General features: G+C 67.4%; 19 protein-coding genes and 3 pseudogenes. 15 read left to right on the top strand and 7 right to left on the bottom strand.

All coding sequences use genetic code 11. From position 1 onward, the window contains the following. Positions 1 to 2: 2 nt before the first annotated feature. From ACVBEQ_RS05460 to ACVBEQ_RS05450, 3 genes are read right to left on the bottom strand one after another with little or no spacing between them, the layout of a single operon-like run. Positions 3 to 410, bottom strand: a complete 408-nt coding sequence (locus tag ACVBEQ_RS05460) for a hypothetical protein (RefSeq protein ID WP_447152398.1) — start codon at positions 408 to 410, stop codon at positions 3 to 5. A gap of 3 nt (positions 411 to 413) precedes the next feature. Next, the gene (locus tag ACVBEQ_RS05455) at positions 414 to 767 is read right to left on the bottom strand and encodes a TcpD family membrane protein (RefSeq protein WP_447152397.1); all 354 of its coding nucleotides are present in this window, start codon (positions 765 to 767) and stop codon (positions 414 to 416) included. Further along, a complete protein-coding gene (locus ACVBEQ_RS05450) occupies positions 764 to 1,780 on the bottom strand; it encodes a hypothetical protein (protein ID WP_447152396.1) in 1,017 nt (338 codons plus the stop codon). Before ACVBEQ_RS05450 ends, ACVBEQ_RS05455 begins: the two co-directional genes overlap by 4 nt. 1,296 nt (positions 1,781 to 3,076) lie before the next feature. Here ACVBEQ_RS05450 and ACVBEQ_RS05445 point away from each other — a divergent pair. The 4 genes and pseudogenes from ACVBEQ_RS05445 to ACVBEQ_RS05430 form a co-directional block, all read left to right on the top strand. Continuing rightward, positions 3,077 to 3,514 (top strand): GNAT family N-acetyltransferase, encoded by a 438-nt coding sequence (locus ACVBEQ_RS05445; RefSeq protein ID WP_447152395.1) that lies wholly within the window; start codon positions 3,077 to 3,079, stop codon positions 3,512 to 3,514. A 173-nt stretch (positions 3,515 to 3,687) separates the two neighbouring features. Then, on the top strand, positions 3,688 to 4,950 hold the full coding sequence (locus tag ACVBEQ_RS05440) for a tyrosine-type recombinase/integrase (protein WP_447152394.1): 1,263 nt from the start codon (positions 3,688 to 3,690) through the stop codon (positions 4,948 to 4,950). Positions 4,951 to 4,952: 2 nt separating this feature from the next. Continuing rightward, complete coding sequence (locus ACVBEQ_RS05435) at positions 4,953 to 6,002, top strand: hypothetical protein (RefSeq protein WP_447152393.1); 1,050 nt, start codon at positions 4,953 to 4,955, stop codon at positions 6,000 to 6,002. 558 nt (positions 6,003 to 6,560) lie between these two features. Beyond that, positions 6,561 to 7,331, top strand: a pseudogene (locus ACVBEQ_RS05430) (IS30 family transposase); the annotation flags it as partial. A 15-nt stretch (positions 7,332 to 7,346) separates the two neighbouring features. On the opposite strand, the gene ACVBEQ_RS05425 reads toward ACVBEQ_RS05430, so the two are convergent. After that, the gene (locus ACVBEQ_RS05425) at positions 7,347 to 8,546 is read right to left on the bottom strand and encodes an IS110 family RNA-guided transposase (protein ID WP_447152368.1); all 1,200 of its coding nucleotides are present in this window, start codon (positions 8,544 to 8,546) and stop codon (positions 7,347 to 7,349) included. A 259-nt stretch (positions 8,547 to 8,805) separates the two neighbouring features. Here ACVBEQ_RS05425 and ACVBEQ_RS05420 point away from each other — a divergent pair. After that, positions 8,806 to 9,261 (top strand): annotated as a pseudogene (locus ACVBEQ_RS05420) (IS30 family transposase); the annotation flags it as partial. A gap of 136 nt (positions 9,262 to 9,397) precedes the next feature. Here ACVBEQ_RS05420 and ACVBEQ_RS05415 read toward each other — a convergent pair. Next, complete coding sequence (locus ACVBEQ_RS05415) at positions 9,398 to 10,795, bottom strand: cytochrome P450 (protein ID WP_447152392.1); 1,398 nt, start codon at positions 10,793 to 10,795, stop codon at positions 9,398 to 9,400. Between the two features lie 187 nt (positions 10,796 to 10,982). On the opposite strand from ACVBEQ_RS05415, the gene ACVBEQ_RS05410 reads away from it, so the two are divergent. From ACVBEQ_RS05410 to ACVBEQ_RS05385, 6 genes are all read left to right on the top strand, one after another. After that, complete coding sequence (locus ACVBEQ_RS05410) at positions 10,983 to 12,164, top strand: acyl-CoA dehydrogenase family protein (RefSeq protein ID WP_447152391.1); 1,182 nt, start codon at positions 10,983 to 10,985, stop codon at positions 12,162 to 12,164. Next, complete coding sequence (locus ACVBEQ_RS05405) at positions 12,161 to 13,435, top strand: aspartate aminotransferase family protein (RefSeq protein WP_447152390.1); 1,275 nt, start codon at positions 12,161 to 12,163, stop codon at positions 13,433 to 13,435. Before ACVBEQ_RS05410 ends, ACVBEQ_RS05405 begins: the two co-directional genes overlap by 4 nt. A gap of 20 nt (positions 13,436 to 13,455) precedes the next feature. Beyond that, entirely contained in the window at positions 13,456 to 13,896 is a 441-nt protein-coding gene (locus ACVBEQ_RS05400; RefSeq protein WP_447152389.1) for a type II toxin-antitoxin system RatA family toxin, read from the top strand. Further along, positions 13,893 to 14,918 carry an SDR family oxidoreductase gene (locus tag ACVBEQ_RS05395; protein ID WP_447152388.1) on the top strand — a complete coding sequence of 342 codons (1,026 nt, stop codon included), beginning with the start codon at positions 13,893 to 13,895 and terminating at the stop codon, positions 14,916 to 14,918. The genes ACVBEQ_RS05400 and ACVBEQ_RS05395 overlap by 4 nt, the downstream gene beginning before the upstream one ends. Positions 14,919 to 15,046: 128 nt before the next feature. After that, entirely contained in the window at positions 15,047 to 17,257 is a 2,211-nt protein-coding gene (locus ACVBEQ_RS05390; RefSeq protein WP_447152387.1) for an MMPL family transporter, read from the top strand. Between the two features lie 32 nt (positions 17,258 to 17,289). Further along, entirely contained in the window at positions 17,290 to 17,850 is a 561-nt protein-coding gene (locus ACVBEQ_RS05385) for a flavin reductase family protein (RefSeq protein ID WP_447152386.1), read from the top strand. A 16-nt stretch (positions 17,851 to 17,866) separates the two neighbouring features. Here the strand turns inward: ACVBEQ_RS05385 and ACVBEQ_RS05380 are convergent. Both ACVBEQ_RS05380 and ACVBEQ_RS05375 read right to left on the bottom strand, forming a co-directional pair. Then, a pseudogene (locus ACVBEQ_RS05380) lies at positions 17,867 to 18,264 on the bottom strand (VOC family protein). 75 nt (positions 18,265 to 18,339) lie between these two features. Then, the gene (locus tag ACVBEQ_RS05375; protein WP_447152385.1) at positions 18,340 to 19,326 is read right to left on the bottom strand and encodes a recombinase family protein; all 987 of its coding nucleotides are present in this window, start codon (positions 19,324 to 19,326) and stop codon (positions 18,340 to 18,342) included. A 659-nt stretch (positions 19,327 to 19,985) separates the two neighbouring features. Here ACVBEQ_RS05375 and ACVBEQ_RS05370 point away from each other — a divergent pair. The 4 genes from ACVBEQ_RS05370 to ACVBEQ_RS05355 all read left to right on the top strand — a co-directional run bounded on the left by ACVBEQ_RS05370 (position 19,986) and on the right by ACVBEQ_RS05355 (position 22,521). Next, positions 19,986 to 20,216, top strand: coding sequence for a three-helix bundle dimerization domain-containing protein (locus tag ACVBEQ_RS05370; RefSeq protein ID WP_447152384.1), 231 nt, complete (start codon positions 19,986 to 19,988; stop codon positions 20,214 to 20,216). Positions 20,217 to 20,978: 762 nt separating this feature from the next. Then, positions 20,979 to 21,191 (top strand): hypothetical protein, encoded by a 213-nt coding sequence (locus ACVBEQ_RS05365; RefSeq protein ID WP_447152383.1) that lies wholly within the window; start codon positions 20,979 to 20,981, stop codon positions 21,189 to 21,191. Between the two features lie 257 nt (positions 21,192 to 21,448). Further along, positions 21,449 to 22,306, top strand: coding sequence for a hypothetical protein (locus tag ACVBEQ_RS05360; protein ID WP_447152382.1), 858 nt, complete (start codon positions 21,449 to 21,451; stop codon positions 22,304 to 22,306). Next, the gene (locus ACVBEQ_RS05355; protein ID WP_447152381.1) at positions 22,303 to 22,521 is read left to right on the top strand and encodes a hypothetical protein; all 219 of its coding nucleotides are present in this window, start codon (positions 22,303 to 22,305) and stop codon (positions 22,519 to 22,521) included. Before ACVBEQ_RS05360 ends, ACVBEQ_RS05355 begins: the two co-directional genes overlap by 4 nt. The last annotated feature ends 1 nt before the right edge of the window (position 22,522 follow it).

Raw genomic sequence — 22,522 nt, 5'->3', positions numbered from 1 at the left:
CGTCACGCCCCTTCGCCGGGCTGCAGCAGCGCGGTCACGGCCAGCCGCTGCGGGCCGCGCACCGCGGTGGCACCACCGGGCAGCAACGGATTGCGCAGTGGCCGGCGGCGGGACCGCTTGTACGCCAGGGCCTTGTCGTACCAACCCATGACGGCCATCCGCCCGGACTCGTCACGGCGGATCGCCCGGTACACCAGGATGAACGGCGGCACGATGTAGGCCTGCGGCCCGAATCGGGAGAACAGCGGCACCCCAAACAGGAACAACATGCTGATCCAGGGCACGGTCACAGCGGCGCCGATCGTGAGCACTCGGCGCTGGATGCCGTTGCCGAGGCGTTTGTTGAACAGCTCGTACTGTTTCGTCTCCAACCGCAGGCTCGCGGTGTCCGTCGGAAGCTGAAGGCCCATCGGTCAGCCGCCAGCAGGGGGTTGCGGGGCTGGTGCGGGGGTGGTGCCCGACGTCGCTGACGTGTACAAGGATTTCAGCATTTCCATCGATTCCGCCGGGAAATAGCAGAACCCGGCAACCACCGCACCGGCAAGGATCAGCGTCGCCATCTTCCCGTGCTTGTCCTCCGCCCACGCCGCCAACGCCCGGATCCCGATCAGAGCGCCCAGGATGGTCCCGCAGATCGCAAGGATCACGCCCTGCAGGCTGACCCCGGTCTGCGTCGTCAGGTCGGCCAAATACCGGACCGGCTCTTCACCGCTGGATGCCGCACCGGGCAGCACCGTCGATACCGACGTCACCAATGCGATCATCATGATGCCTCCAAGGAGGGCGTGATTTCCTGCAGCAGCCAACGGTTCTCCCGCTGAACCAACTCGACGCGGTAGTCGCACCGCAGCTGACCGGCGTCGTCAGCCAGTGTCCACAGCACCGTCACATCACCCGCCCGCACCGCCGGGTCAACACCTGCAGACACTTTGCCCATCCGCCACGACTCGACTTGCCCGGCGGTGACCATCCCTGCGAGACCGGTGAAGTCGCTGCCCGGGCCCCGCATGAACTCCAGATCACCCGAGCCAAAGGCGGTGATGAGCTTCTGCACAGTGCCTGCGGTGGTCCGGCCCGTGTCGGTGTCCTCGTCTGCGGCAGCGATCACGGCCGGCCGGAGCGCTTGGCTGGGTGGCGATCCGACCAGCGCCGGCGGCGCGGTGATCACGACGCGGGAGCCCCTCAATGCGACCGGAACCGCCACCGTCAACCATGACGACGAACCTGCGAGCACCGACGACTTCGAACTCGTCGTTGCCGGCGTGGTGGCCTGGTCAGGTTGCGGTGGTGCCGTCCGAGCCTGGACAGTGACTACCGCACGGTCCTCGGGAAGGCGCAAAACAGCGATGGCGATGGCGTTCTCGATTCTCAGTCGACCGGATCCGTCCCAGCCATCGGTCACCGCACCGGTGAAACCCCACTGGACCAACGCGGCGGACCGGGCGCTACGTGTGGCCGCCGCATCCCACGACATGTAGTCCAACACCGCGGCCTGGGCGGCACCGGAGAATTGCAAATCCAACACCCGCTGCACTGCGGCCGGTGTCACCGGGGCTGGATCGACCATCGCCACCACCCGGCCCGCCACCGTAACCGCCCCCGCGAGCAGCAACATCACAGCCGCGGCAAGCATCAGCCACCGGCGCACCTGGTCGCAGAACGAGCCGGCCCAGCGTTGGCCAGGGATATCCCACGGGCCGTTGGCTGTCAGGAGTTCGTCGGGTCCGCCTCTGATGCGCGCCTCACGCCGTGCGGACAGCAGCCGTCGAAGGTGCTGCAATCCCGACGCTCTCGCGATAACTGCACCTAGCCGTGACGGCCGAGTCGCCGTCGGTCGGGCCTCGTCCCCGAGCCCGTGTGGTGCGTCTCCCCGGTCGCCAGGCTGTGTCGCCGTGAGCGCTTTCGATTCGAGTTCGAGAGGTTCTGAGCCTTGGCCGTGAACTGCGCGCAGCGCCGACTGCAGCTGCCCGATCGAGATCAACCGACCGGGCGCCGGGTCGATGCCCCCGACTACGGCATCGACCGGCCCCTCCGGCTGGTCTGTCCTAACCGCCGCCTTCATGGTGATTCCGGTGAGGAAGCCGCCATTCGGCGCATCACCGCACGCTGCCGGGCCGCCCAAACCTCGAAGCCGTCCAACAGCAACGCACCGTCCAACCTAGCGAGCTCGGCTCGAGCAGACGCCACAGGCCGGAGCGAGACCAACAACGATTCCAAACGGGCCAACAGCAATCCGAGTCGCGCGGGCGAGTCGATGGTCTCGGCCTCATCGATCACCAGGACGTCCGCCCACAGGACCACAGACAGCAGGTCCGCAACCTGATCCGCGGTGAAGCGGTGCGATCTCGCTGTAACAGGTGGGCTGTACCGCACGACAGATGCTCCCCAGGGTCGAAGGATTCACCCCCATCAAGCGCATCGTTGAACGGCAACGTGGACACCGGCTGGTCACTTCGTGCGGAACCCGATGATTGTCATCGATCGACGCAAGGCCGCGATCGGTGCAACGTAGGTCGGCTGGTCAGCTGAGGGAACGCTAACGGCGTGAGCCGGCCGATACAGTTCTCATCAAAACCCAAGGCTGCGCCTGCAGGACGGCGTTCCCTCGCCCGGAAGACGAAATTGTCAGTCGCCGTGGATGTTGCAGGTCTGACCGTCATGCGCTCGCCCATCCCGACCTCCGTCTGCCGGGACGAAGCAGTTGGTCATAGGGCTGCTGGCTGCCTTATCGAGAACACCGATAAGGACGGAGCTGTCGCCCCAATTAAATTGGTGCGATGTGCCGCATAACTGGACCACATTGTCGCAGGCGACGCTCGTTTCGAAAATGTTGGCACTGCCTAATAATGACACCCTCAAGCGGAGCGAATTGGCCGCATGATGCATAGTCGATCCGTGATGAATTGGATGTCATCGCGCGTCACCGAGCATAATGTTCAATTATCGGCGGTCAGATAACGGCACATGTAAGTGACCCGCTGCTGGTCCGGCGATCCTCCCCAAGATTTTTTACCGGGGCCCTACCGTGGACTGCGGGCCTGCTGACCGGCGGGAACGAGCCCTCGAGGGGTGGTTGGTGGAGTTCGTCGAGGACAGGTTTGTGCTGCTGCCGGGTGCGCCGCGGCTGGTCGAGTACCAGCGGCTGCGCGCTCACGCAGGGCTACCCGGCAAGTCCCATGGTCAGGCGGTCGGGGCGCTGCGCGGCAGCTGGGCGATCTGTCACATCCGGGCGCCCGGTGGCGGCGCGGTGGCGATGGGCCGGGTGATCGGTGACGGCGGCTGGTACTTCACGATCGCCGACCTGGCCACCTCCCCGGCTTACCAGGGCCGGGGCCTGGGCAGCCGGGTCCTGGGGTGGTTGCTGACCCAGATCGATGCCCGGGCGCCGGCGGACCCGTATGTCACCCTGCTGGCCGACCCACCGGCCCGGGACCTGTGCGAGCGGGCCGGGTTCCGGGTCCTCGGCCGGCACGGCAGCGCCGTGCACATGGTGCTGGACCCGGACCCGACGTGACCACCGACCCGGACCGGGCAACACCCGCGGCATCCGGCGCGGTCATGCCGCCGCTCAGGGACACCGACGTTGAAACTGCAGAAGGGCGTTCGGCTGCCACTCGATCGCCGACCGACGCTGATAGGGATCCGGTCGATGAAATCTCAGCGCACGGTTCAGTTGCCGCACCGCAGGTGCCCGCATCGCAGGTGCTGCGGAGTGTGCGGTTGGCGGGGTTGGCGGAGGCGACCGCCGCCGAGCTCGAAAAGGCCACCCGCAACGGGGGAGTCGCCGCACCGCAGGTGCCCGGGCCGCAGGGGCTGTCGGAGCAGGCACTCGTTGATGTGTTGTTCGTGGTGGATGCGTCGACGGCGGTGAACACGAAGGCGGCGTACCGGTCGGACTGGGCGAGGTTCACCGCCTGGGCGGGGGAGCGGGGGTTCGCGGTGTTGCCGGCGGATCCGTTGGTGGTGGCGTCGTATGTGACGCAGGCCGCGGCGGAGATGACCGGGGTCGGGCGGTGGCGGTACGCCCCCGCGTCGTTGACCCGGTGGGTGTCGAGCATCAACCAGTTCCACACCGCCGCGGGGCTTGACGCCCCGGGCCGGTCGGAGGTGGTGCGCCGGGCGTTGTCCGGGATCCGCCGCATCCGGGCCACCCCACCGATCCGACGGGCACCGTTGTTGTTGGGGGACATCCGCACCTTGTTGACCCGTATCGAGGAGACGGCGGCGACGTGGCCGGCGGGGGTGGCGGCGCGGCGGGACATCGCGGTGTTGTTGATGGGGTTCGCGGGCGCCAGTCGGCGCAGTGAGCTCGTCGCGCTGACCATGGCCGACGTGACCCTGCACAAGACAGACGGCCTGCACGTCAGGCTCCGGTCCTCGAAGACCGACCAGGAGGGCCAGGGTTCGGTGAAGGCGTTGCCGTTCGGCCGGGACCCGGTGACGTGCCCGCCCTGCGCCTATGTGCGGTGGCGGCAGGTCCTGCACGCCTGGGACACCGCCCCCGACGGCGGCAGTCGGCGCGCGGTGATGGGGGTGCTGCGCCGGCAGGCCGCCCTCACCACCCGCAACGGTGCAGACGACGCGGATCAGGGGGAGGGGGCGGTGCTGCATGTGTGCCGGACCCGGCTCCCCGAAGCCCCGGACCCGGGGCGGGTGTTGTTCCCGGCGGTGCACAAAACCGGGGCGATCGGCACCCGGGCAATGACCGGGCATGCGGTGAACGAGATGATTCGGCGCCGCGCCGACCTGGCTGGCTTCGGTCCCGCCCAAACGCAGCGCCTTGGCGGGCACTCGCTGCGTGCCGGGTTTGTCACCGAAGCGTTCCGGGCCGGCGCGGACGCCCACGCCATCATGCGGCAAACCGGGCACAAAAGCCCGGCGATGCTCGAGGTCTACGCCCGCGAACACGCACCACTGATGGGCAACGCCGTCACCCGCCTGGGTCTGTAGAGGTGTCCACTGCCAAGGATTGCCCGCCGCAGGCGTTGTCGCCGCGGACGGTGCGGGCGTATGCGGGGGACTGGGACCTGTTCACCGACTGGTGCCACACGGTGGGGGAGTGGGAACTCCCCGCGGACCCGGACACCGTGCTGTTCTTCCTCACCGACTGCCCCGCCGCCCCCGCCACCCACCGCCGGCGGGTCGCCGCCATCGACCACCACCACACCACTAGCGGCTACCCGCGGCCGGGAGAGTCCCCGGCGGTCCGGGCAGCGGTCGGCCGCCCGGTCCCGAATCAGACTGCCGCGCCAGGGATGTCGGAGGAGGTCGCGGCCGCGCTACGCGGACTGCCCTCTCATGGGTGGACCCGGGGGATGTTCGGCCGCCGCGACAGGTGCCTGCTCTTCCTCTCCGAACTAGCCGGGGTGCCGTACAAACACCTGGCCACCCTCACCGCCGCGGACGTCACGATGCTTGATGGCACAGCGCGGGTCGAGAACGCCGCCGGCGCATGGATGGTCGCGCCACACGAGGACCCAGTGATGTGCGCGTCGTGCGCGGTGGTGCGGTGGCTCCGCGTCCTGGACCTGGTGATCACCCGGCCCAGCAAACTGGATCTCGGCCGAGCCCTGAAGAAGGCGAAGGCGGTGACCGGCGGCTCGGCGCACCTGTGCCAATCCACCCGCCACCTCGACCAAGCGACATTGGCGGTGCCGTTGCTGTCGCCGATCGATCAATGGGGGTACATCCCGTTCCCCGTCCAACGCCTCACCCCGCAGTCGCTGTCCCGCCGGGTCCGGGATCTCCTGGCCGGGGACCTGGGTGCGCACCGGGACCTGCCCGTCGACACCGAGGAAGATCCGGAAACACCGGTGCACGTTCCACCGCCGGTAACAGGGCCCGTGTACACAAGGGACGACGCGCAGCGGGCGTGGACCCGCCGCCGCGCCGACCTGGCCGACATCGCCGATGTCGATGACATCCTCAACCAGATAGATGCTCGCGCGAAGGAACTGCAGCAACGGACCGCGGCGATCCTGGCCGCGGAAACCGACCGATAGTCGTCCACTACCTCAAAGGAATGCGGTTCACGATGGCGCATGTAGTCACCCTGGTCACCGACGACCGGAACCGGGTCCGCGCGCACTGCCGCTGCGCCTGGCGCTCCCCATGGATCCTCCCCGACGCCCAGTCCCGTGCCCGGCAGCACGCCGGTGAGCGCGTCGCCGCCCGACACGTACAGGAAACCGCCCGGCTCAGAACCAGGATCCGATGACCCGGCATGCGGGTTCTGAGCTGCCGATGACCCTCGCCGAGATTCGTGACGACCTGGAGCGGATCCGGGAACGGTGGCGATCCGGGACCGCCGCGGAACGAAAGCTGGACCTGGTGTGTCGTTGGTCGCGGTAAATGGCCCGCTTTGATCGAATTATTTGGCGCTCTGTCGCCTTCAGATCCGCCTCGACACTGTCAGTGACCTGCAGTGATGCCCACGGCTGTTCGCCGTCCCCCGCACGCGTGTTCGAAAAGAGCGCCATTTATCGCGACCAGAGTGCGCCAAATAATAGATCTTGGGTTCCAGCGGTCGTTGCAACACCTGATCCCGTTCGGGAGCTGCAATGCCTGTACCGAAAGACCGCCCGCAGCCTGGGCCCGGCGCCCCGTTGACATCGGAGCGGGAGCGTTACCTTCGCCTGGTGGCGCAAGGGATGAGCAACGTGGACGCATGCCGGGAAGTCGGGGTGCACCGGATCACCGGCACCCGTTGGCGGGACGGTCGGACGATGATCGACAGCGGCGGCCGGGCCCGCTATTACGCACCGATCGCCGCCGAGCCGGTGGTCATTTCGGCGCGGTTCCTGTCCGAGGATGAACGACTTCAGATCGGCGATTTATTGCGGGCTGGCCAGACGATCCGCGCAATCGCCGCATCGCTGGGACGGAGCCCGTCCACCGTCAGCCGGGAGATCCGCCGCAACACCACCGAGTCGGGCAACTACCGACCCTTCACCGCGCACCGGACTGCCCTTGCCAGGCGGGGCCGGCCACGGTCGGGCAAGCTGGCCCAGGACCAGCAGCTGCGTGACTTCGTGCAGTCCAAGCTCGAGGACAAGTGGAGCCCCCAGCAGATCTGTCACGCGTTGCGGAGCGAGTTCCCCGGCCAACGGGAAAGGCACCTGGTGCACGAAACCATCTACCAGGCCCTCTACGTGCAGGGACGCGGTGAACTGCGCCGCGAGCTGGTCAGGGCCCTGCGGACCGGTCGCGCCCGACGCAAACCCCACAAACGATCCGATGCCCGTCGGCAGGGCTGCATCGTTGATCCCACGGTGATGATCAGCGAACGCCCGGCGGAGGTCGAAGATCGCGCAGTACCGGGCCACTGGGAATCTCAATGCTGTTTGTCAAGCCGCTGCGGGTAGTGCAGGGACTGGCTCTTGGTAGGCGGTGCGGTCACGGATCATGGCCCAGATCGTGTTGAGCCGGCGTCGGGCGAGCGCGATGATCGCCTGCTTGTGGGACTTGCCCTCGGCGCGTTTGCGGTCGTAGTAGGCCTTCGAGGCGGGGCTGGCCTTCAGGCTGGATAACGCGGCCAGGTAGCAGGTTCGCAGTAGTCGTCGGTTGAATCGGTGCGGTCGGTGATGATTGCCGCTGATCCGGCCGGAATCTCGCGGCGACGGGGCCAGGCCGGCGACGCTGGCCAGTCGGTCGACGGTGTCGAAGGTGGTCACGTTGCCGGCGGTGTTGGCCAGGAACGTCGCGGCCAGGACGACCCCGAAGCCGGGCATGCTGAGCAGGATCTTCGCGTCACGGTGCCGGTCGAGCGTCTCTGCGATCTGCTCGTCGAGGGCGGCGATGTCGCTGTCCAACGCCATGATCTGCCCGGCCAGCTGGGTGACGATCTGCGCGGCCACCGCCTGGCTGGCCAACACCGTGCGTTGACCGGCGGCGGCCTCAACAGCCTTGGCGGCGACGGTGTCGGCGCCGCGGGCGCCGCGGCTCCTGAGCCAGGCGGCGAGCCGGGCAACGCCCATGCGGCGGATCCCGTCCGGTGTCTGATAACCGGCGACCAGGATCAGCGGTGCCTTCTTCGAGAAGTCGAAAGCTGCTTCTAGAGCGGGGAAGTACTCCAACATCGTGGCCCGCAGCCGGTTGATATGACGGACCCGGTCGAAGATCATGTCGGTCCGACGCGAGGTCAACAGCCGCAGATCAACGCTGACCTGGCCGGCGGCCCGGACCGGTTGCAGATCGCTCCGCATCCGCGCCTGATCGGCGATGATCCGCGCATCTTTGGCGTCAGTCTTGCCGTCACCGCGGTAGGTCGCCGCGGCGTGGTGAACGATCCGACCGGGTAGGTAGAGCACCCGCTGCGACCGGTCGGCCAACAACGCCAGAAGCAGCGCTGCACCACCGGCGTTGAGATCGGTGGCCCACACAGCCTCATCACCGTCGGCCAAAGACAGCACGGCACTGATCAGGCCGGTCAGCGCGGCCTCATCGTTGGCCACCCGCCGGGACAGCAGCACCCGGCCGCCGGCGTCGATGACCACGCAGTGGTGCGCCCACTTCCCCGAATCCATTCCTACCCAGACCGCCGTCATCAGCCATCCTCACGTCGCCGTCACCAAAGGGGGTTCTCCTCGAGTGGCAGCCACGCCGGCACGTCCTTACCCAACGATCGTCGCGCGAGTCTCAATGAGCGGTCGAGCTACCAACAGGACAGGCGGGCGGCCATTCCCAGTGAGCCGTCACCGACCAACGATCAGCCCGGCAGGGAGACCTGAAGCCATACCCACCTGTCCCAAGGAGAGCGACCAAGACCTTACGACCGGGCCTGATCCACCCCTCCACGAACGTAAGGAGGGCGACCTCATTACCGGCGAGGGCAACCGATCCGCGATCGGCACCCTGGTCGAGCGGTCGACCAGGTACGTCATGCTGCTGCACCTGCCCGTCGATCACACCGCCGAAGCAGTCCGTGAAGCACTGACGAGAACTGTCCTCACGCTGCCAGCGCACCTTCGTCGATCGCTGACCTGGGATCAAGGCAAGGAAATGTCTCAGCACCGCCAGTTCACCCTCGCCACCAATGTCCAGGTCTTCTTCTGCGACCCCCATAGCCCATGGCAGCGGGGGTCCAACGAAAACACGAATGGCTTGCTACGCCAGTACTTCCCGAAGAGCACCGACCTCAACATTTACAGCCCGGCGGACCTGGTCGCGGCAGCCGCCCAGCTCAACAGCAGGCCGCGGAAAACCCTCGACTGGGACACCCCGGCAGAGCGCCTCAACAAGCTGCTTGAATTAGCTACATAACCGACCGTGTTGCGACGACAGCTAGAAACCGCCGATCATCTACAGGGATGGGTGGTCTCCTTCGCCGTGGGGTGACACCGAACTGCTGTCCTCTGTACCCAATCCTGGCGGGTGCGGCGGGCCCGGCATACGCGGATCAGCCGGTCCGGCGCCGGACGATCATCGGAAGCCCGCCCCTGGGTCGCAGCGTGATGGAGGGATCGGCGGCGACATCGGCCATGCTCACCGGCTCACAGGACACCTGCTGCAGCATGGCCGCCATCACCAGGGTCATCTCCATCCACGCGAACCCGTTGCCGATGCAGACCCGGGGGCCGCCACCGAACGGCAGGTAAGCCTTGTCCCGGCGAAGCACCGGATCCAGCCAGCGGTCGGGACGGAATCGTTCCGGGTCCTCGAACAGTTCGGGCCGGCGATGCAGGACCCAGGGACTGATCAGGATGACGGTGCCCTTGCGCAGCTGCCGGCCGCCGAGTTCGAGGTCTGCCAGCGCCTTCCGGTCGAATGCGTACACCGGCGGGTAGAGCCGCATCGATTCGCGCAGCACCCGCTCCAGCACCACCAATCGCGGAACGTCGGCGGCGCTAGGCAGCCGGCCGTCGAGGACGTTGGCCAGCTCTGCGTTCACCTCGGCGAGTACCTCCGGGTGGTTCCCGAGGAGATGCCAGGTCCAGCTGAGCGCGATGGCCGTGGTCTCGTGCCCCCCGACGAACAGGGTCATCAGCTCGTCGCGCAGTTGCCGATCGGTCATCCCGGCGCCCGAATCGTCCTGCGCCGCCAGCAACATTGACAGCAGGTCCCCGGCGTCCTCGCCGCTGGCCCGTCGCTCACCGGCCACCCGGAGGACCATCCTGTCCATGTTCCGAACGGCGCGCCTGAGCCGGCGGTTGGTGGGGGTCGGCAACCACTCCGGCATTGGCTGGATGGCATTGAGCTTGGCAACGAAGCACAGCCGGACCACCTCCATGTCGCGGCCGAGGGCGGCGGCATCACCGGTCACGTCGGCGCCGAACAGGGTCCTGCCGACGATTCGCAACGTCAGCCGCATCATGTCCTCGCCCAGATCGCGCGTCTCGCCGTCCCGCCAGCCGGCCGCCTCCTGTGCGGCATATCGGACCATCACATCGCCGTAGGTGGCCAGTCGGCTCTTGTGGAAGGCGGGCTGTGCCAGGCGCCGCTCCCGTTTCCAGAAGTCACCGGAACTGGTGAACAGGCCGTTGCCGAGCAGCGCACCGCCGACACTAGGCAGGTAGTGCTTCCCGAATTCCTTGTTGCGCCGCACGAGGACCTCGTCGATCAACTGGGGGTCGCTGAGCAGGGCCACCCGCAGCACGCCGAACCGCATGAGTGCCAGCGGGCCCCTTTCCAGGGCAACTGCGGGCAGGAACGTCAGACGGTCCCGGGCGAATTCGGGCAGGTCGCCGGCAATTGCGCGTAGGAGTGCCGAGCGGACCGATCGGCGTGGCCCTTTCGGAGTGGGCGGTTCGAGTGTGCGTTCACCGGGCGCAGTGGTTGGTGGTGCGGTCGAGTTCATGACGCTCCTGTTCAGAAATCTGTGGGAAGGAATTGGCGGGGATGTACGAAACCGCCGCCACGGCGCTCTCTGTTGCCGAGGGGACGCGGGGGGCCGGGTCACCACAGGTGAGGTCCGAAGGCGCGGTTTTCGTACACCGCGCAGAACCCGATCAGTGCCCGGAGTGGCACTACCACAGGGAGTCTCAATGCCTGCAGCTCTGTTGACCGATGCAATTCCGGTGACCCTGTCGGCCGCCAGGCGGCTGCTCGACGCCGGCTGGGGCCAGCCTCTCGACCTGCCGGACGACCTGATGGCGACCGCGGATCACTGCGACCGCATCAAACGGGTCGCGGCCACGAACTTTCCCCTGGTCGGGATTCCCGACGACCTCGGTGGCCAGGGCGGCGACATGTTGGATGTCGCTGCGGCGCAACGCCAACTTGCCGTGATCGACCCGGGAATGGCCATCGGGTTGTGCATGCACGCGCATTCGGTCGGTCTTGTTGTAGAGCACCATCGGCGGCTGTCGGACACCTCGTGGATGCTGTTGGAGGCGATCGCGATGCGGCATTCGCTGGTGGGATCCGCCTTCGCCGAGCCCGGTGGCAGCGCCAACCTGATGCGGGCCAGAACGACCGCACGCCGATCGGGAAAGGGCTATCTGCTCAACGGCGTGAAATTCCCGTGTTCGCTGTCGACCACCGCAGAGCTGTTCTGCCTCAACGCCGCAACCGAGGACGGGGAGACCATCGTCGCCCTGTGCCCGGCCGGTGCCGAAGGGTTGACGACGGATGGAAATGCTTGGCCCGCAATCGGAATGCGCTCGTCGGACACCGGCAAGGTCGTCCTGAGGGATGTCCACCTCGATGACCGGCTGATCTATCACCGTGCGTCGTCGGGCAGCACCGATCCCATCGTGGTCATGGGATTCGTGTGGTTCGCCGTCCTGATGGCGGCGACCTACCACGGTGCACTCACCCGGATGATCGAGATCGCAGCCACCGGCGCCACCGCGGCCGGTGCGCGCGGGGATGACCCGCGCAGCGGGCTCCTCGGTCAGGCGACCCGGGAACTCCTCGCGCTCGGTGGGAACGCCCAATGGTTGGGCCGGGTGTGGACGCAGAACGGGATCGACCAGGAATCGGCGCTCGCCGCCGCGATGGCCCTGCGCGCCCAGACCAGCGCGACCCGGGACCGCGTGGTCAGCGCCCTCACACCGGTCATCGGGTCGCGGCTGTACACATCCGGTCAGCTGGTCAGCGCGCTCAACCTGGACTCGCTGGCGGTGCACCACCACCCGCCGGCCCTGCTCGTCTGCGACGACGGTGTCGGCAGTGCCGTGCTGGGGCAGCCGGTGAGCTTCGACCTGGCGGAGCGGGCGACATGAACCGTGATCCTGCGCTGGCCGCGCGCTGCCTCGGTCAGGCGCGCAGCCACCTGGCTCCCGGCTTGGCCCTCGGCCAGAAGATCACCGGCCGCGGCGCGGTCGAGATTGCCGCCCAGGGAACGGTTGTGCAGCTCTCCGACGGCCGCGAGGTTCTCGATTTCGGTTCCTACGCCGTGGCGCTGCTCGGTCATCAGCATCCCGACGTCATCGCCGCGCTGAGCGGGCAGCTGTCGCTGATGTGCACATCGACCAGGTCACTGGCCAACCCGGTGACCACCGAGCTGGCTGCACGACTGATCAGCCTGATGAGGCCGTCCCGGCTGCGGCGGGTCTGGTTCGGCCAGAACGGCACAGATGCCGTCGAGGTGTCGCTGAAGCTGGCCCGGTTGGCCACCGGCCGGTCCCGCATCCTGGCGGTCGAAGGCGGCTATCACGGCAAGAGTCTGGGATCGCTGGCCGCGAGCTGGAGCCCGCGGTACCGGCGGGGGCTGGAGTCGGTCCTCGCACCCGTGACGCACCTTCGGCGGGACGATCACTCGGCGGTCACCCGGGAAACTGCCGCCGGCGACGTCGCCGCCATCATCCTCGAGCCCATCCAGGGCGAGAGCGGGATCGTCCCGCTCGATCCCGAGGTGCTGCGGGAGTGGGCAACAGCAGCCCGCGCGGCCGGGACGTTCGTCATCGTCGACGAGGTGCAGTGCGGGCTCTGGCGCGCCGGCGCCGCGAGCCTGGCACTGAGCGCCGAGTACGACCTCGATCCGGACGCCGTGCTGCTCGGGAAGCCCCTGGGTGGCGGTGTTCTACCGTTGTCGGCAGCGGTCTGCAGCGAAGCGCTGTTCGCCCCGATGCGGGCCGACCCGTTCATCCACACCGCGACGTTCTCCGGGCACCCGTTGTCCTGCGCCGCGGGGCTCGCCGGGCTCGCGGCCATGGAACGGCTCGTGAGCCGTGCCGAGCAGATCGGGCGGCGGCTCGGGCACCGGTTGCACTGCCTGGCCGGCGAGTTCCCCGATGTCGTTGTAGGGGTGCGCGGCCGAGGGCTGATGTGGGGGCTCGAGCTGTCCAGCAGCGCCGCATCGGGGACCGTGCTGACCGAACTGTCCGATGGCGGGCTGCTGGTCTCACCCTGCCTCGGGCGGCCGGAGGTCCTTCGACTGCTGCCGCCGATGGTCGTCACCGACGCCCAGCTCGACACCGCAACGACCCTGCTGGCCGACGCGGTCCGTACCGCCGGGCGTATCACCCACCCCGTAGCCGCTCTCACATCCTGAACCAGCGAGAGGAAACCGACATGCCCCGCGTCGACGTCAGTGTCGTCATGAACGCCCCGGCCCATGAGGTCTGGAGCGCCGTGGCCGATGTGCTCTCCTATCCGCAATTCATGCAGAACGTCCACGAGGTAACCCTTCTCGAAGAGCTCGCGGACGGCAGCACGGTCACTTCCTGGTCGGTGTCCCTCAAGGGATCCAGGCTGGAATGGACCGAGCGTGACATCCCCGACCACGCCAGGCGCCGGCTCGATTTCGCCCAGCTGGACGGTGACCTCGAGCAATTCGAAGGTGCCTGGACGGTGACCGAGAATGCCGACGGCGGGGTGACTGTCCGGTTGGAATGCGACTTCGACATCGGGATCCCGCTGCTGTCGGACATGCTCAACCCGGTGGCGGCGAAGGCCCTCACGGAGAATTCCGAGGCAATGCTGCGGCAGATCGAAGCGAAGGTGGCGGCATGAACACCAGGGTGCTGGTCACCGGCGCCGGGGGAGTGCTCGGATCCGAACTGTTCAGCCAGCTGCAGCAGGTCGACGGACTCGACGTCGTCGGCGTCACCTCGCGAGGGCGGCCGGACCTCGGCGTCGCGGCGTGGCGGATGGGCACCGATCCCCGTCCGGAAAACCTTTCCGGCCACTGGGATGTCGTTGTGCACTGCGCGGCGTCCACGCGGTGGAGCATGACGCCGCAAGAGGCGATCGAGGCGAACATCGCGCCGGCTCTCGCACTCGGCGACGTCGTCGACGGTGACACCCACCTGATCCACGTCTCGACCGCCTATGCGGGCGGCCGCACCGGATCGGTCGATTCCGATGACCCGGCCGACTATCGCAATGCCTACGAGTGGTCAAAGGCGGCGTGCGAACGCCTGGTGCGTCAGCACTTTCCCTTGTCGACCATCTACCGACCGCCGCTGATCATCGGCCGCCGGCGGGACGGTCACGCGTCCAGATTCACCGGCATCTACACATTCCTGCGCGCCGCGAGCACCGGACTGGCGCCGGCTCTGGTGGCGGCGCCCCGTGGCCGACTGGAGATCGTTCCGGTCGACGACGTGGCGAGCCATGCCGTGACACTGGTGGCCGGCAGACGCCCGCAGCGCACCGTTGTCGACGTGATCGGTCGGGGTCACCGGGCACTGACGGTGGGCGAAACCCTCGACGTCACCCAGGGTGCCCTGAACGAGATCCGGGCGGCGCACGGACTGGCGCCGATCCCGCGGCCGCCGTTGATCGAGCCGAAGCGCTGGACGCGGTTCTACCTGCCGTTTGCCCGCGAACACCTGACCCCCAGGCAGCTGCGCACCGTCAGGTTGCTCAGCGAATTCGAGCCGTACACGAGCATCGAGCAGCCCTTCGTGGTCACCACTCCGGTCCGGGACATCACGCCCGCATTGCACACCGCGATCCGGTACTGGGCCGAACGCTATCCGACCGCGGCCCTCGGCAAGCCGCGGGCATGGTCCGCCGACGCGGCGTCGTGAAACACGCGGCGCCCATCCCGACCCGGCATGCGGCCCGTCCGGCCCCACCGCCGGCTCGCGAGCCCGAGATGGCCGAGCGCACCGACCTCTTTGGCCGATTGGGCCGGGGTGCCGTCGATCATCCCCGGATGATCGTCGCGGTCTGGGGCGTGTTGCTGGTCGGTCTGGGCATTCTCGGTCTCGGGCTCCCCGACAGGCTCGGCACGGGGGGGTTTGATGTGCCGGGATCGGATTCTCTGCAGGTCCAGCAACTGCTGGAAACCCAGTTCCCTGGTGTTTCCGCGGACCCGACCGTGGTGGTCCTGCACGCCGACACGGCCGCCGACAGCGCAGATCTGGTGGCGGCGGTGACCGGCGTGCGGGATCGGGTGGCGGCCGTCGACGGAGTGGCCGGCGTGCGCTCCTACCTCGACGAGGGTGGCGCGGGGATGCTGTCACCTGACGGCAGGACGACCTATCTGGCGGTCTCCCTGACCGGTGACCAGAACGAACAGGTGCGGACGGCCGCCGACGTGGAGGCCGCCTCCCTGAGCGGCGCGCCGCCCGGCTTCGAGATCTCCACCGGCGGCAAGGCGGCCCTGTACTCGAAGGTGAACGAGATCTCGCGGGCCGATCTCGGGACGGCGGAACTGATCAGCCTGCCGATCACCATGATCGTGCTGCTGCTGGTCTTCGGCAGCGCTGTCGCGGCCGGCCTACCCGTCCTGCTCGGGGTCGTCAGTCTGGTGATCACGCTCGGACTGCTCTACCTGCTGACGATGGTCACCACGTTGTCCATCTACGTCACCAGCACCGCGTCGATCATCGGGATCGGTGTCGGCATCGACTACGCACTGTTCATCGTCACCCGGTATCGAGAGGAACTGACCGCGGGCGTCGGACGCAGGGATGCGGTGATCACCGCGGTGTCGACGTCCGGCCGAAGCGTCGCGGTCTCCGGTCTGACGGTGATCGTGGCGCTGGCCGGGATGTTCCTCGTCGACATCCAAGGCTTCCGTTCGATGGCCGTCGGATCGATGACGGTTGTCGCTCTGGCGGTCGCGGCCAGCCTGACCCTGCTGCCGGCCGTCCTCGGCATGCTCGGCCCCCGGATCGAGAGCTTCGCCCTGCGCCGACGGCGGCCGGCCCGGCACCGGGTGAGCGGCTGGCACCTGTGGGCGATGCGGGTGATGCGCCGCCCGGTCCGCTTCCTGTTCTCGGCGCTGGCGATCCTGGTCCTACTCGGTGCTCCGTTGGCCGGGATCTCACTCGGCCAGCCGAGCGCATCCACGCTGCCCGAGGGCGCGGCGCCGCGGGTCGCCCTGGAGCGACTCACTGCCGCCTTCGGCCCGGGTGTGGTCGGACCGGTGGAGGTCGTGGTGCGAACGCCGGGTGGTGCCGGGGATCCCGTGAACATCGCCCGCCTGCAGGACCTGGAGCGCGCGCTTGCGGCCGACCCCGGTGTCGCGGGCGTCACCGGCGCATCATTCGCCGGTGGCCTGCCGGCCTCCGGGCTGGTCAGCCGGGACGGATCACTCGTCCGGATCGTGGTCGTGGGCAGGGACACTCCGCAGTCGACTGCTGGGCAGGCGATGGTCATCCGCATTCGCGAGGACATCATTCCGGCCACCGGCATCGATGCGGTGGTCGGCGGCCAGGGGGGCAGCGACCTAGACCTCACCGACAAGATCTCCGAGCGTCTGCCCTGGGTGATCGGCGGGGTGCTCTTGCTGTCGTTCCTGCTGCTGGTCGTCGCGCTGCGGTCGATCATCCTGCCGCTGAAAGCCATTGTGATGAACCTGCTGTCGGTCGCCGCCGCCTACGGGGTGGTGGTAGCCCTGTTCCAGTGGGGGTGGGGTGAGGATGTTCTCCGGTTCGAATCCGAGGGGTTCATCCAGGCCTTCGTGCCGCTGTTCCTGTTCTCCGTGCTGTTCGGCCTCTCGATGGACTATGAGGTCTTCCTGATGACCCGCATGCGGGAAGGGTGGGATCGGACCGGATCCAACGAGTTGGCGGTCGCCCGCGGGCTGGAGCGGACTGGCCCCACCGTGACATCGGCGGCGCTGATCATGGTGGTGGTGTTCGCCGCCTTCACCGCCAGCCGACTACTGGCCTTCAAGGCCATGGGATTCGGCCTGGCCGCGGCGGTCCTGATCGATGCGACCGTGGTCCGGGTGGTGGCGGTACCGGCCGCGATGCGATTACTGGGCGACCTGAACTGGTGGCTGCCGGCCTGGCTTGACCGCCGACTGCCCCACCTGGAAGCGGGCGATGGGTCTCCTGCGCCGCATGTCCGCCGGCAGCACGCCCTGGAGCCGTCGTCCCGGATCGGCTCCGCGTTGCCCGCACAGAGCGGTTGATCGACCCCGTTGGACGGTCCGAAGGAGTTGCGATGAACAGTCAGAGGATCCATCAGGCCCAACCCGGGCCCGGGCACGGCGTGCCGACGGCTCGACGGTTCCGCGACGTGGTCGGCCAGTTCGCGACGGGAGTGACGGTCGTGACCGTTGCGAGCGACGGACAGATCAGGGGAATGACGGCCAACGCCTTCACCGCGGTGTCACTGGACCCGCTGCTGGTGCTGGTCTGCCTGCGGCTGGGCTGCGCCACCGACGACTTGATCAGTACTGCACCGTCCTTCGCAGTCAGCATCCTGTCGGCGGAACAGGAGGCGGTCGCCGCATGGTTCGCCAATCCCGCCCGGCCCGCCGGCCGCCGGCAACTCGACGCCGTCGCCTGGTCGCCCGGCCGGAGAACCGGTACGCCGCTGCTCGACGGTGCGCTCGGGTGGCTCGAATGTGCCGTCGAGGAACGCGTGGTGGTGGGGGACCATGCCGTGATCTACGGCAGGGTACTGGATCTCGACCTCAGCGGCAGCGGTGAGCCGTTGGTCTTTCATCAGGGCCGCTTCGCAACGATCCCGGAACGGCGGGACCGACGTGCCGCTTCCTGATTCGCCTCCGGGACCATCAGCCCAGTTCTTCGAACAGCGTGAGCTGTAATCCGGCCGGTCCGCTGAGCCGGGAGTTCAATGAATCCCACGGAGTGCGTGTGGGTGAGGCGATGACAGTTGCTCCTGCATGCTGCAATTCGCTGGTGGCTGCCGTTGCGTCGGACACCTGGAAGGCGATCCTGATGGGGCCGGCGACGCGGTGCCCGACCTCCACCTCGTCGATGTACGCGGCGTAGGCAGGATCGTTGATCTCCAGGGTCGCTCGCCCGACCTCCACAATCGTGACCCGTCCGCCGTTGGCCTCGTAGGTGCCCTGGGTGGGCAGCCCAGGGCGTCCCGGAAGAATGCCAGTGCCTCGTCGTAGTCGGTCGCAGTGACCAACAGTCGCAATTCCCGTACGTCACAGCTGTACACAGTCCTACCAACGGGAGATACGACCGGAAAAGAACTCGTACGTCAGGCCGTCCGTGTGTGAAGGACGACAGGCGGTCAGCGTTCGTGCTTCACCCATTCGATCTGCACCGTAGCCGGGTCGAACCCTGCGCGGCCCCGCTTTCCGGGCAACATTGTGATGGTCGCGATGGTGGCGACAACGGCCTGGGCGGCGGTGAGATCGGTGTCGCGCAACGTCAGCCACGCCAGGCCGGGGTCTGCCGCGGCGGCCACCAACGCCAGTGCCGACCGTTGCCCGGCCTCGGTCCTCCTGACAAGGATCTCCGCCATTTCAGCCTCGATTTCCCGCTCGGGATCGCCGGCCAGCTTGTCATGCAGGCGGCGCGACTCGGCGGCATCCCGGTCGTCGGCGATCATCGCGGCGAGATCGTTGCTTCTCAGGTAGGCGACAACCTCGCCGATGATCAGTTGGTCGATCGGCTCGGCCTGCCGGACAAGATGCCCAGAGGCGGCGCACTTGTACCGCCGCGTGGTGACCCGGGTCCCATCCACTTTTGTGTAGTGCTTGTAGTAGGAAACCACCCGACCCCCGCAGACCCCGCACAGCAAGAGGCCGGATCCCAGGTGCACCTTGTGCGAGCCAAGACGTTTCGATGAGGACAGGCTTTTGGTGAACCGGGCCTGAGCGGCGGCGAAGGTTTCCGGATCAATGATCGCGGTCCACCTGCCTTCGGTGATCACTTCCAACTCTGTCCGCGAGCCCTTGCTCGGGCCCACCAACCGCGCCCGCTGCCCGACGTAACGCGGATCTCGCAACAGCCAGGTCAAGCCGTCCCTGCTCCATTTTGTGCCCCCGCTGGTCGGGACGGCTGCGGCGTTGAGTTCGTTAACGAGGCCGTTGACGCCGCGCCCGGCGACGAACTGGGCGAACAGGTTTCGCACCAACTCCGCCTCATCCTCGATGATCGCGCCGCCTGGCCCGTAACCGAGCATCCGACCGTGCAGCGGCTCACCTTTCGCCTGTGACTGCCGGTATGCCGCCCGTTGACGTCCACCTTCCCGATCGACCTCTGCTCTGGCCACGGACCCCAGTATCCGCCCGTCAAGGGCGGCCCTGATCGCTAGGCAGGTCGAGCTCCCCGCTGACGGTCGGCTTCGAGGTAGAGCCGGACCGTTCGTCGGTTCCTAGCGACGTGCCGGTCGATCGCGGAGATCGACAAGCCCCGATTTGCCGCGCGTGGATGCCCACGTCGTCCTGCTTGATGCCGTGAGTCGCGGCGACCTGCCACGCCCGTCCTCACTGCAGACCCATCAATGAGCCGCTCATGCGAAGGAACACCGTGCGGGCGCCGGTGTCCGGGATGAGGTCATAAAGGGACTGGGCGCGCATTGTCGCGGGATGGCTCTGCGTCGAGGAGCGCTCATCGCAGAAGAAGCAGGCATAAGCCATTGGGGGGAGCCGGCGTTGCCCGATCGGCTGCCGTCCTTGTCCGGGACCCTCCGATTCGCAAGCTTGCGGTGAATCTGTCCACCGGTTGTCCACCTATTGTGCACAACCATTCGGGTTGCCCCGGGCTGGCCGGCGCCGCGGCGATGACGGTGCGTCCACCCGTGGCTCGCTGCTGCTGGCACGCGATACCGGTGATGGTTGTTGGTGCTGTCGCTGCGTCCGTGGGTACGGCGTAGTTCGGACCCGTTCGCGTCATTGACAGTGCAGGAGCTCGGCCCGATACCCTCATCTGATGGACCCAGGAACCGGCAACGCGGCGACACATCATGTCGTGCAACGGTTATCGCCGCTGTTCCCGTCGGTTGATCCTGTGGTCGTGAACAGGGTGGTGCTGGATAGTTACCGGCTGTATGTGGATCATCCCAATCCGAATTCTGTGCCTGTCCTGGTCGAGGAAACCTCGCGGGACCGACTCAGAGGACACCTCGAAGCCTGCTCGATCCGCGTAGGGTCGCGGCTCTAGGAGCCCAGGGCTCCGTGAACGCGGGTTGGCAATGAAGCACCGAACGTGTTGCCGCGCGCGTTCGTCCGGTGGCTGCAGTCCTGCAGACATGAGGTTCCAAGAACCCCGGACGGTCAGCGGCCCGGCGCTGAGCGCCTGGCCCACCGCAAGCCGGGCTGATCCGGGTCGTCGGCCGGACGATGGCGATCCCCGCTGTGCGTCGTTGGGGCCGTTCGGCGCCGGGCTGGTTGCAGGCAGCGGAGCCATCTCGTCCGGGGCTGGTCGAACCGGCCATGCCGACCGTGCTGATCCGGCTTCTGAACAACGGGTTGGTCAGCCTGCGGTAATTGCCCGGATCATCACGCTCCGGTTCATGAGCGCAACCGCCGCAGATCGAATGCGGCGCGAGCGGTGAGTCCGGCGGTGACCATCGACGCGCCCTTGGCCTGCCCAACCTGGCGGCGATAAGCGTTGATGACTGTGTTTCATCACTCAGACCCCTGGGTACCAGACCTACCGGCACGCAGTTCGCCCCGGGTTGTCGGCAAGTCACTACCACCGACACTGGGATTTGTTGTGCCGCAGGCGAATTCAGGCTTGCAGCTGACGCTCACCAGCCGCCTTGCGAACCAGGTTTTTTCCCGACTTACCTTGTAAACGCGATATGAACATGCTTCCCTTACAAGGTAAGAACACTACGGTGCTAGGGGCGTATGCGGTGGCGGGTCAATCACTGGATGGATTCGCGCGTGATGTTTAGCCCCCGGTCCGTGAGTGAGGCGGATGAGCGGCACACCACCGTCGGCACCGTCCCTCCGAGCACTGGACGACAGCGTTGTCGTCGACGCTGGTGCCGGGGAAATCGGCAGGGCCGGAGAGGATTACATCAACACCCAGACGCGGAGCCGAGCCGTCGGGAAGGAACAGGTCGAGCTCGACGACGCTTGCTCGCGCGCAACCGTCGAACAACTGCCGCTGACAGCGCACAGTCCTTGACGATCGGCGACGGGGTCAGACGTCGCACACGCGTCACGACAAGCAGCGATCAGGAAAACTCCGAAAGCGACGACACAGGAACGCCCACCGGCCGTGACGACCGGGCCGCGACCAGTGACGTGCACCGAGACGATGGCGACAACCGGTCCCGGGTCCAGAGATCCGGCTCGGCCAGCGCACCGGCAACCCTTCCGCACCAGACCCCTGACACGTACACCGACACCTAGAGTTCGGATGAGCAGCAAGGGACTTCGGAGATGAGCACACCCATCGAGCCGACCAACGACGACCGCTCCCAAAGAACCGATGTCGACAGCAGCCCGTTGCCGGGCCGCGACACCAATCGCAACGGCAGCCCGTTGCCGGTCGGACACCCCGAACCCGCTCGCAGCAGCGGGAATCACATCGCCAGTGATGACAACCCGCCGCATAGTCCGGAGGTGACCGAGCAGCACTCAACACCGGCTGTTGCGGATGGGGCGACAATTGTTGCCCGGCAGAGGGAACGGTTTGGTGGGGTCAAGGTCGGGTCGGCGTTCTTCGGCTGGCTGACCGCGACCGGGATGGCGGTCCTGCTGATCGCGTTGCTGGCCGCTGCCGGGGTCGCGTTCGGGGTGGCCACGGACACCACCATCGACCAAGCCACTCAGGAATCGCAGAGCAATACCGGCACAGCGCAAACCGTCGGGCTTGTCGGTGCGATCACCCTGCTGGTCGTGCTGCTGCTCGCGTACTACTGCGGTGGTTACGTCGCCGGGCGGATGGCCCGGTTCAACGGCGTCAAGCAGGGACTCGCGGTCTGGTTGTGGGGGGTGGTGATGGCCCTGATCATCGCCGGGATCGCCGCGCTTGCTGGGACCCAGTACGACGTGTTCGCGCAGCTGAGTCTGCCCCGGCTGCCGATCAACGAGGGCCAGGTGACGGTGGTCGGCGCGATCGCGATCGGCGCCGCGATCCTCGCCGCCCTGATCGGTGCCGTGTTGGGCGGGTTGGCCGGGATGCGGTTCCACCGCACGGTCGACAAGGCGGGCTCGAGCCACTGGACGACCGGACCACCTGACGGAACGAGCCATTCCGCGATGCACGAGAAGCTTCCTCGATGGGAGCAGGGATGAACATCGTTAAGGACACCATCGTGAACATGTTGCGCAGCAACGGCCGGGATGCCGACGCGGACCGGGCCCGGCCGGAGTTACCCGATCAGGTGGATACCGATCAGCACGCCGGGTTGCTCGACAAATTCGGAATCAACCGGGCCGATTTGATCGCGACATTCACCGGCGGCGGCGGCGTGGGCGGCCTCGGCGGTGCACTGGGAAAACTGCTGTAGC

This window comes from Nakamurella sp. GG22 (assembly GCF_052976845.2).
Note: the sequence above shows the minus strand (reverse complement) of the source record. Positions and strands in the feature narration are given on the sequence as shown.

Excerpts from the sequence above, each read along its gene's own strand:
- ACVBEQ_RS05460 (WP_447152398.1), bottom strand. The coding sequence starts at position 410 with ATGGGCCTTCAGCTTCCGACGGACACCGCGAGCCTGCGGTTGGAGACG.
- ACVBEQ_RS05455 (WP_447152397.1), bottom strand. The coding sequence starts at position 767 with ATGATGATCGCATTGGTGACGTCGGTATCGACGGTGCTGCCCGGTGCG.
- ACVBEQ_RS05425 (WP_447152368.1), bottom strand. The coding sequence starts at position 8,546 with ATGACGGCGGTCTGGGTAGGAATGGATTCGGGGAAGTGGGCGCACCAC.
- ACVBEQ_RS05415 (WP_447152392.1), bottom strand. The coding sequence starts at position 10,795 with ATGAACTCGACCGCACCACCAACCACTGCGCCCGGTGAACGCACACTC.
- ACVBEQ_RS05410 (WP_447152391.1), top strand. The coding sequence starts at position 10,983 with ATGCCTGCAGCTCTGTTGACCGATGCAATTCCGGTGACCCTGTCGGCC.
- ACVBEQ_RS05405 (WP_447152390.1), top strand. The coding sequence starts at position 12,161 with ATGAACCGTGATCCTGCGCTGGCCGCGCGCTGCCTCGGTCAGGCGCGC.
- ACVBEQ_RS05400 (WP_447152389.1), top strand. The coding sequence starts at position 13,456 with ATGCCCCGCGTCGACGTCAGTGTCGTCATGAACGCCCCGGCCCATGAG.
- ACVBEQ_RS05395 (WP_447152388.1), top strand. The coding sequence starts at position 13,893 with ATGAACACCAGGGTGCTGGTCACCGGCGCCGGGGGAGTGCTCGGATCC.
- ACVBEQ_RS05390 (WP_447152387.1), top strand. The coding sequence starts at position 15,047 with ATGATCGTCGCGGTCTGGGGCGTGTTGCTGGTCGGTCTGGGCATTCTC.
- ACVBEQ_RS05385 (WP_447152386.1), top strand. The coding sequence starts at position 17,290 with ATGAACAGTCAGAGGATCCATCAGGCCCAACCCGGGCCCGGGCACGGC.
- ACVBEQ_RS05370 (WP_447152384.1), top strand. The coding sequence starts at position 19,986 with ATGGACCCAGGAACCGGCAACGCGGCGACACATCATGTCGTGCAACGG.
- ACVBEQ_RS05365 (WP_447152383.1), top strand. The coding sequence starts at position 20,979 with ATGAGCGGCACACCACCGTCGGCACCGTCCCTCCGAGCACTGGACGAC.
- ACVBEQ_RS05360 (WP_447152382.1), top strand. The coding sequence starts at position 21,449 with ATGAGCACACCCATCGAGCCGACCAACGACGACCGCTCCCAAAGAACC.
- ACVBEQ_RS05355 (WP_447152381.1), top strand. The coding sequence starts at position 22,303 with ATGAACATCGTTAAGGACACCATCGTGAACATGTTGCGCAGCAACGGC.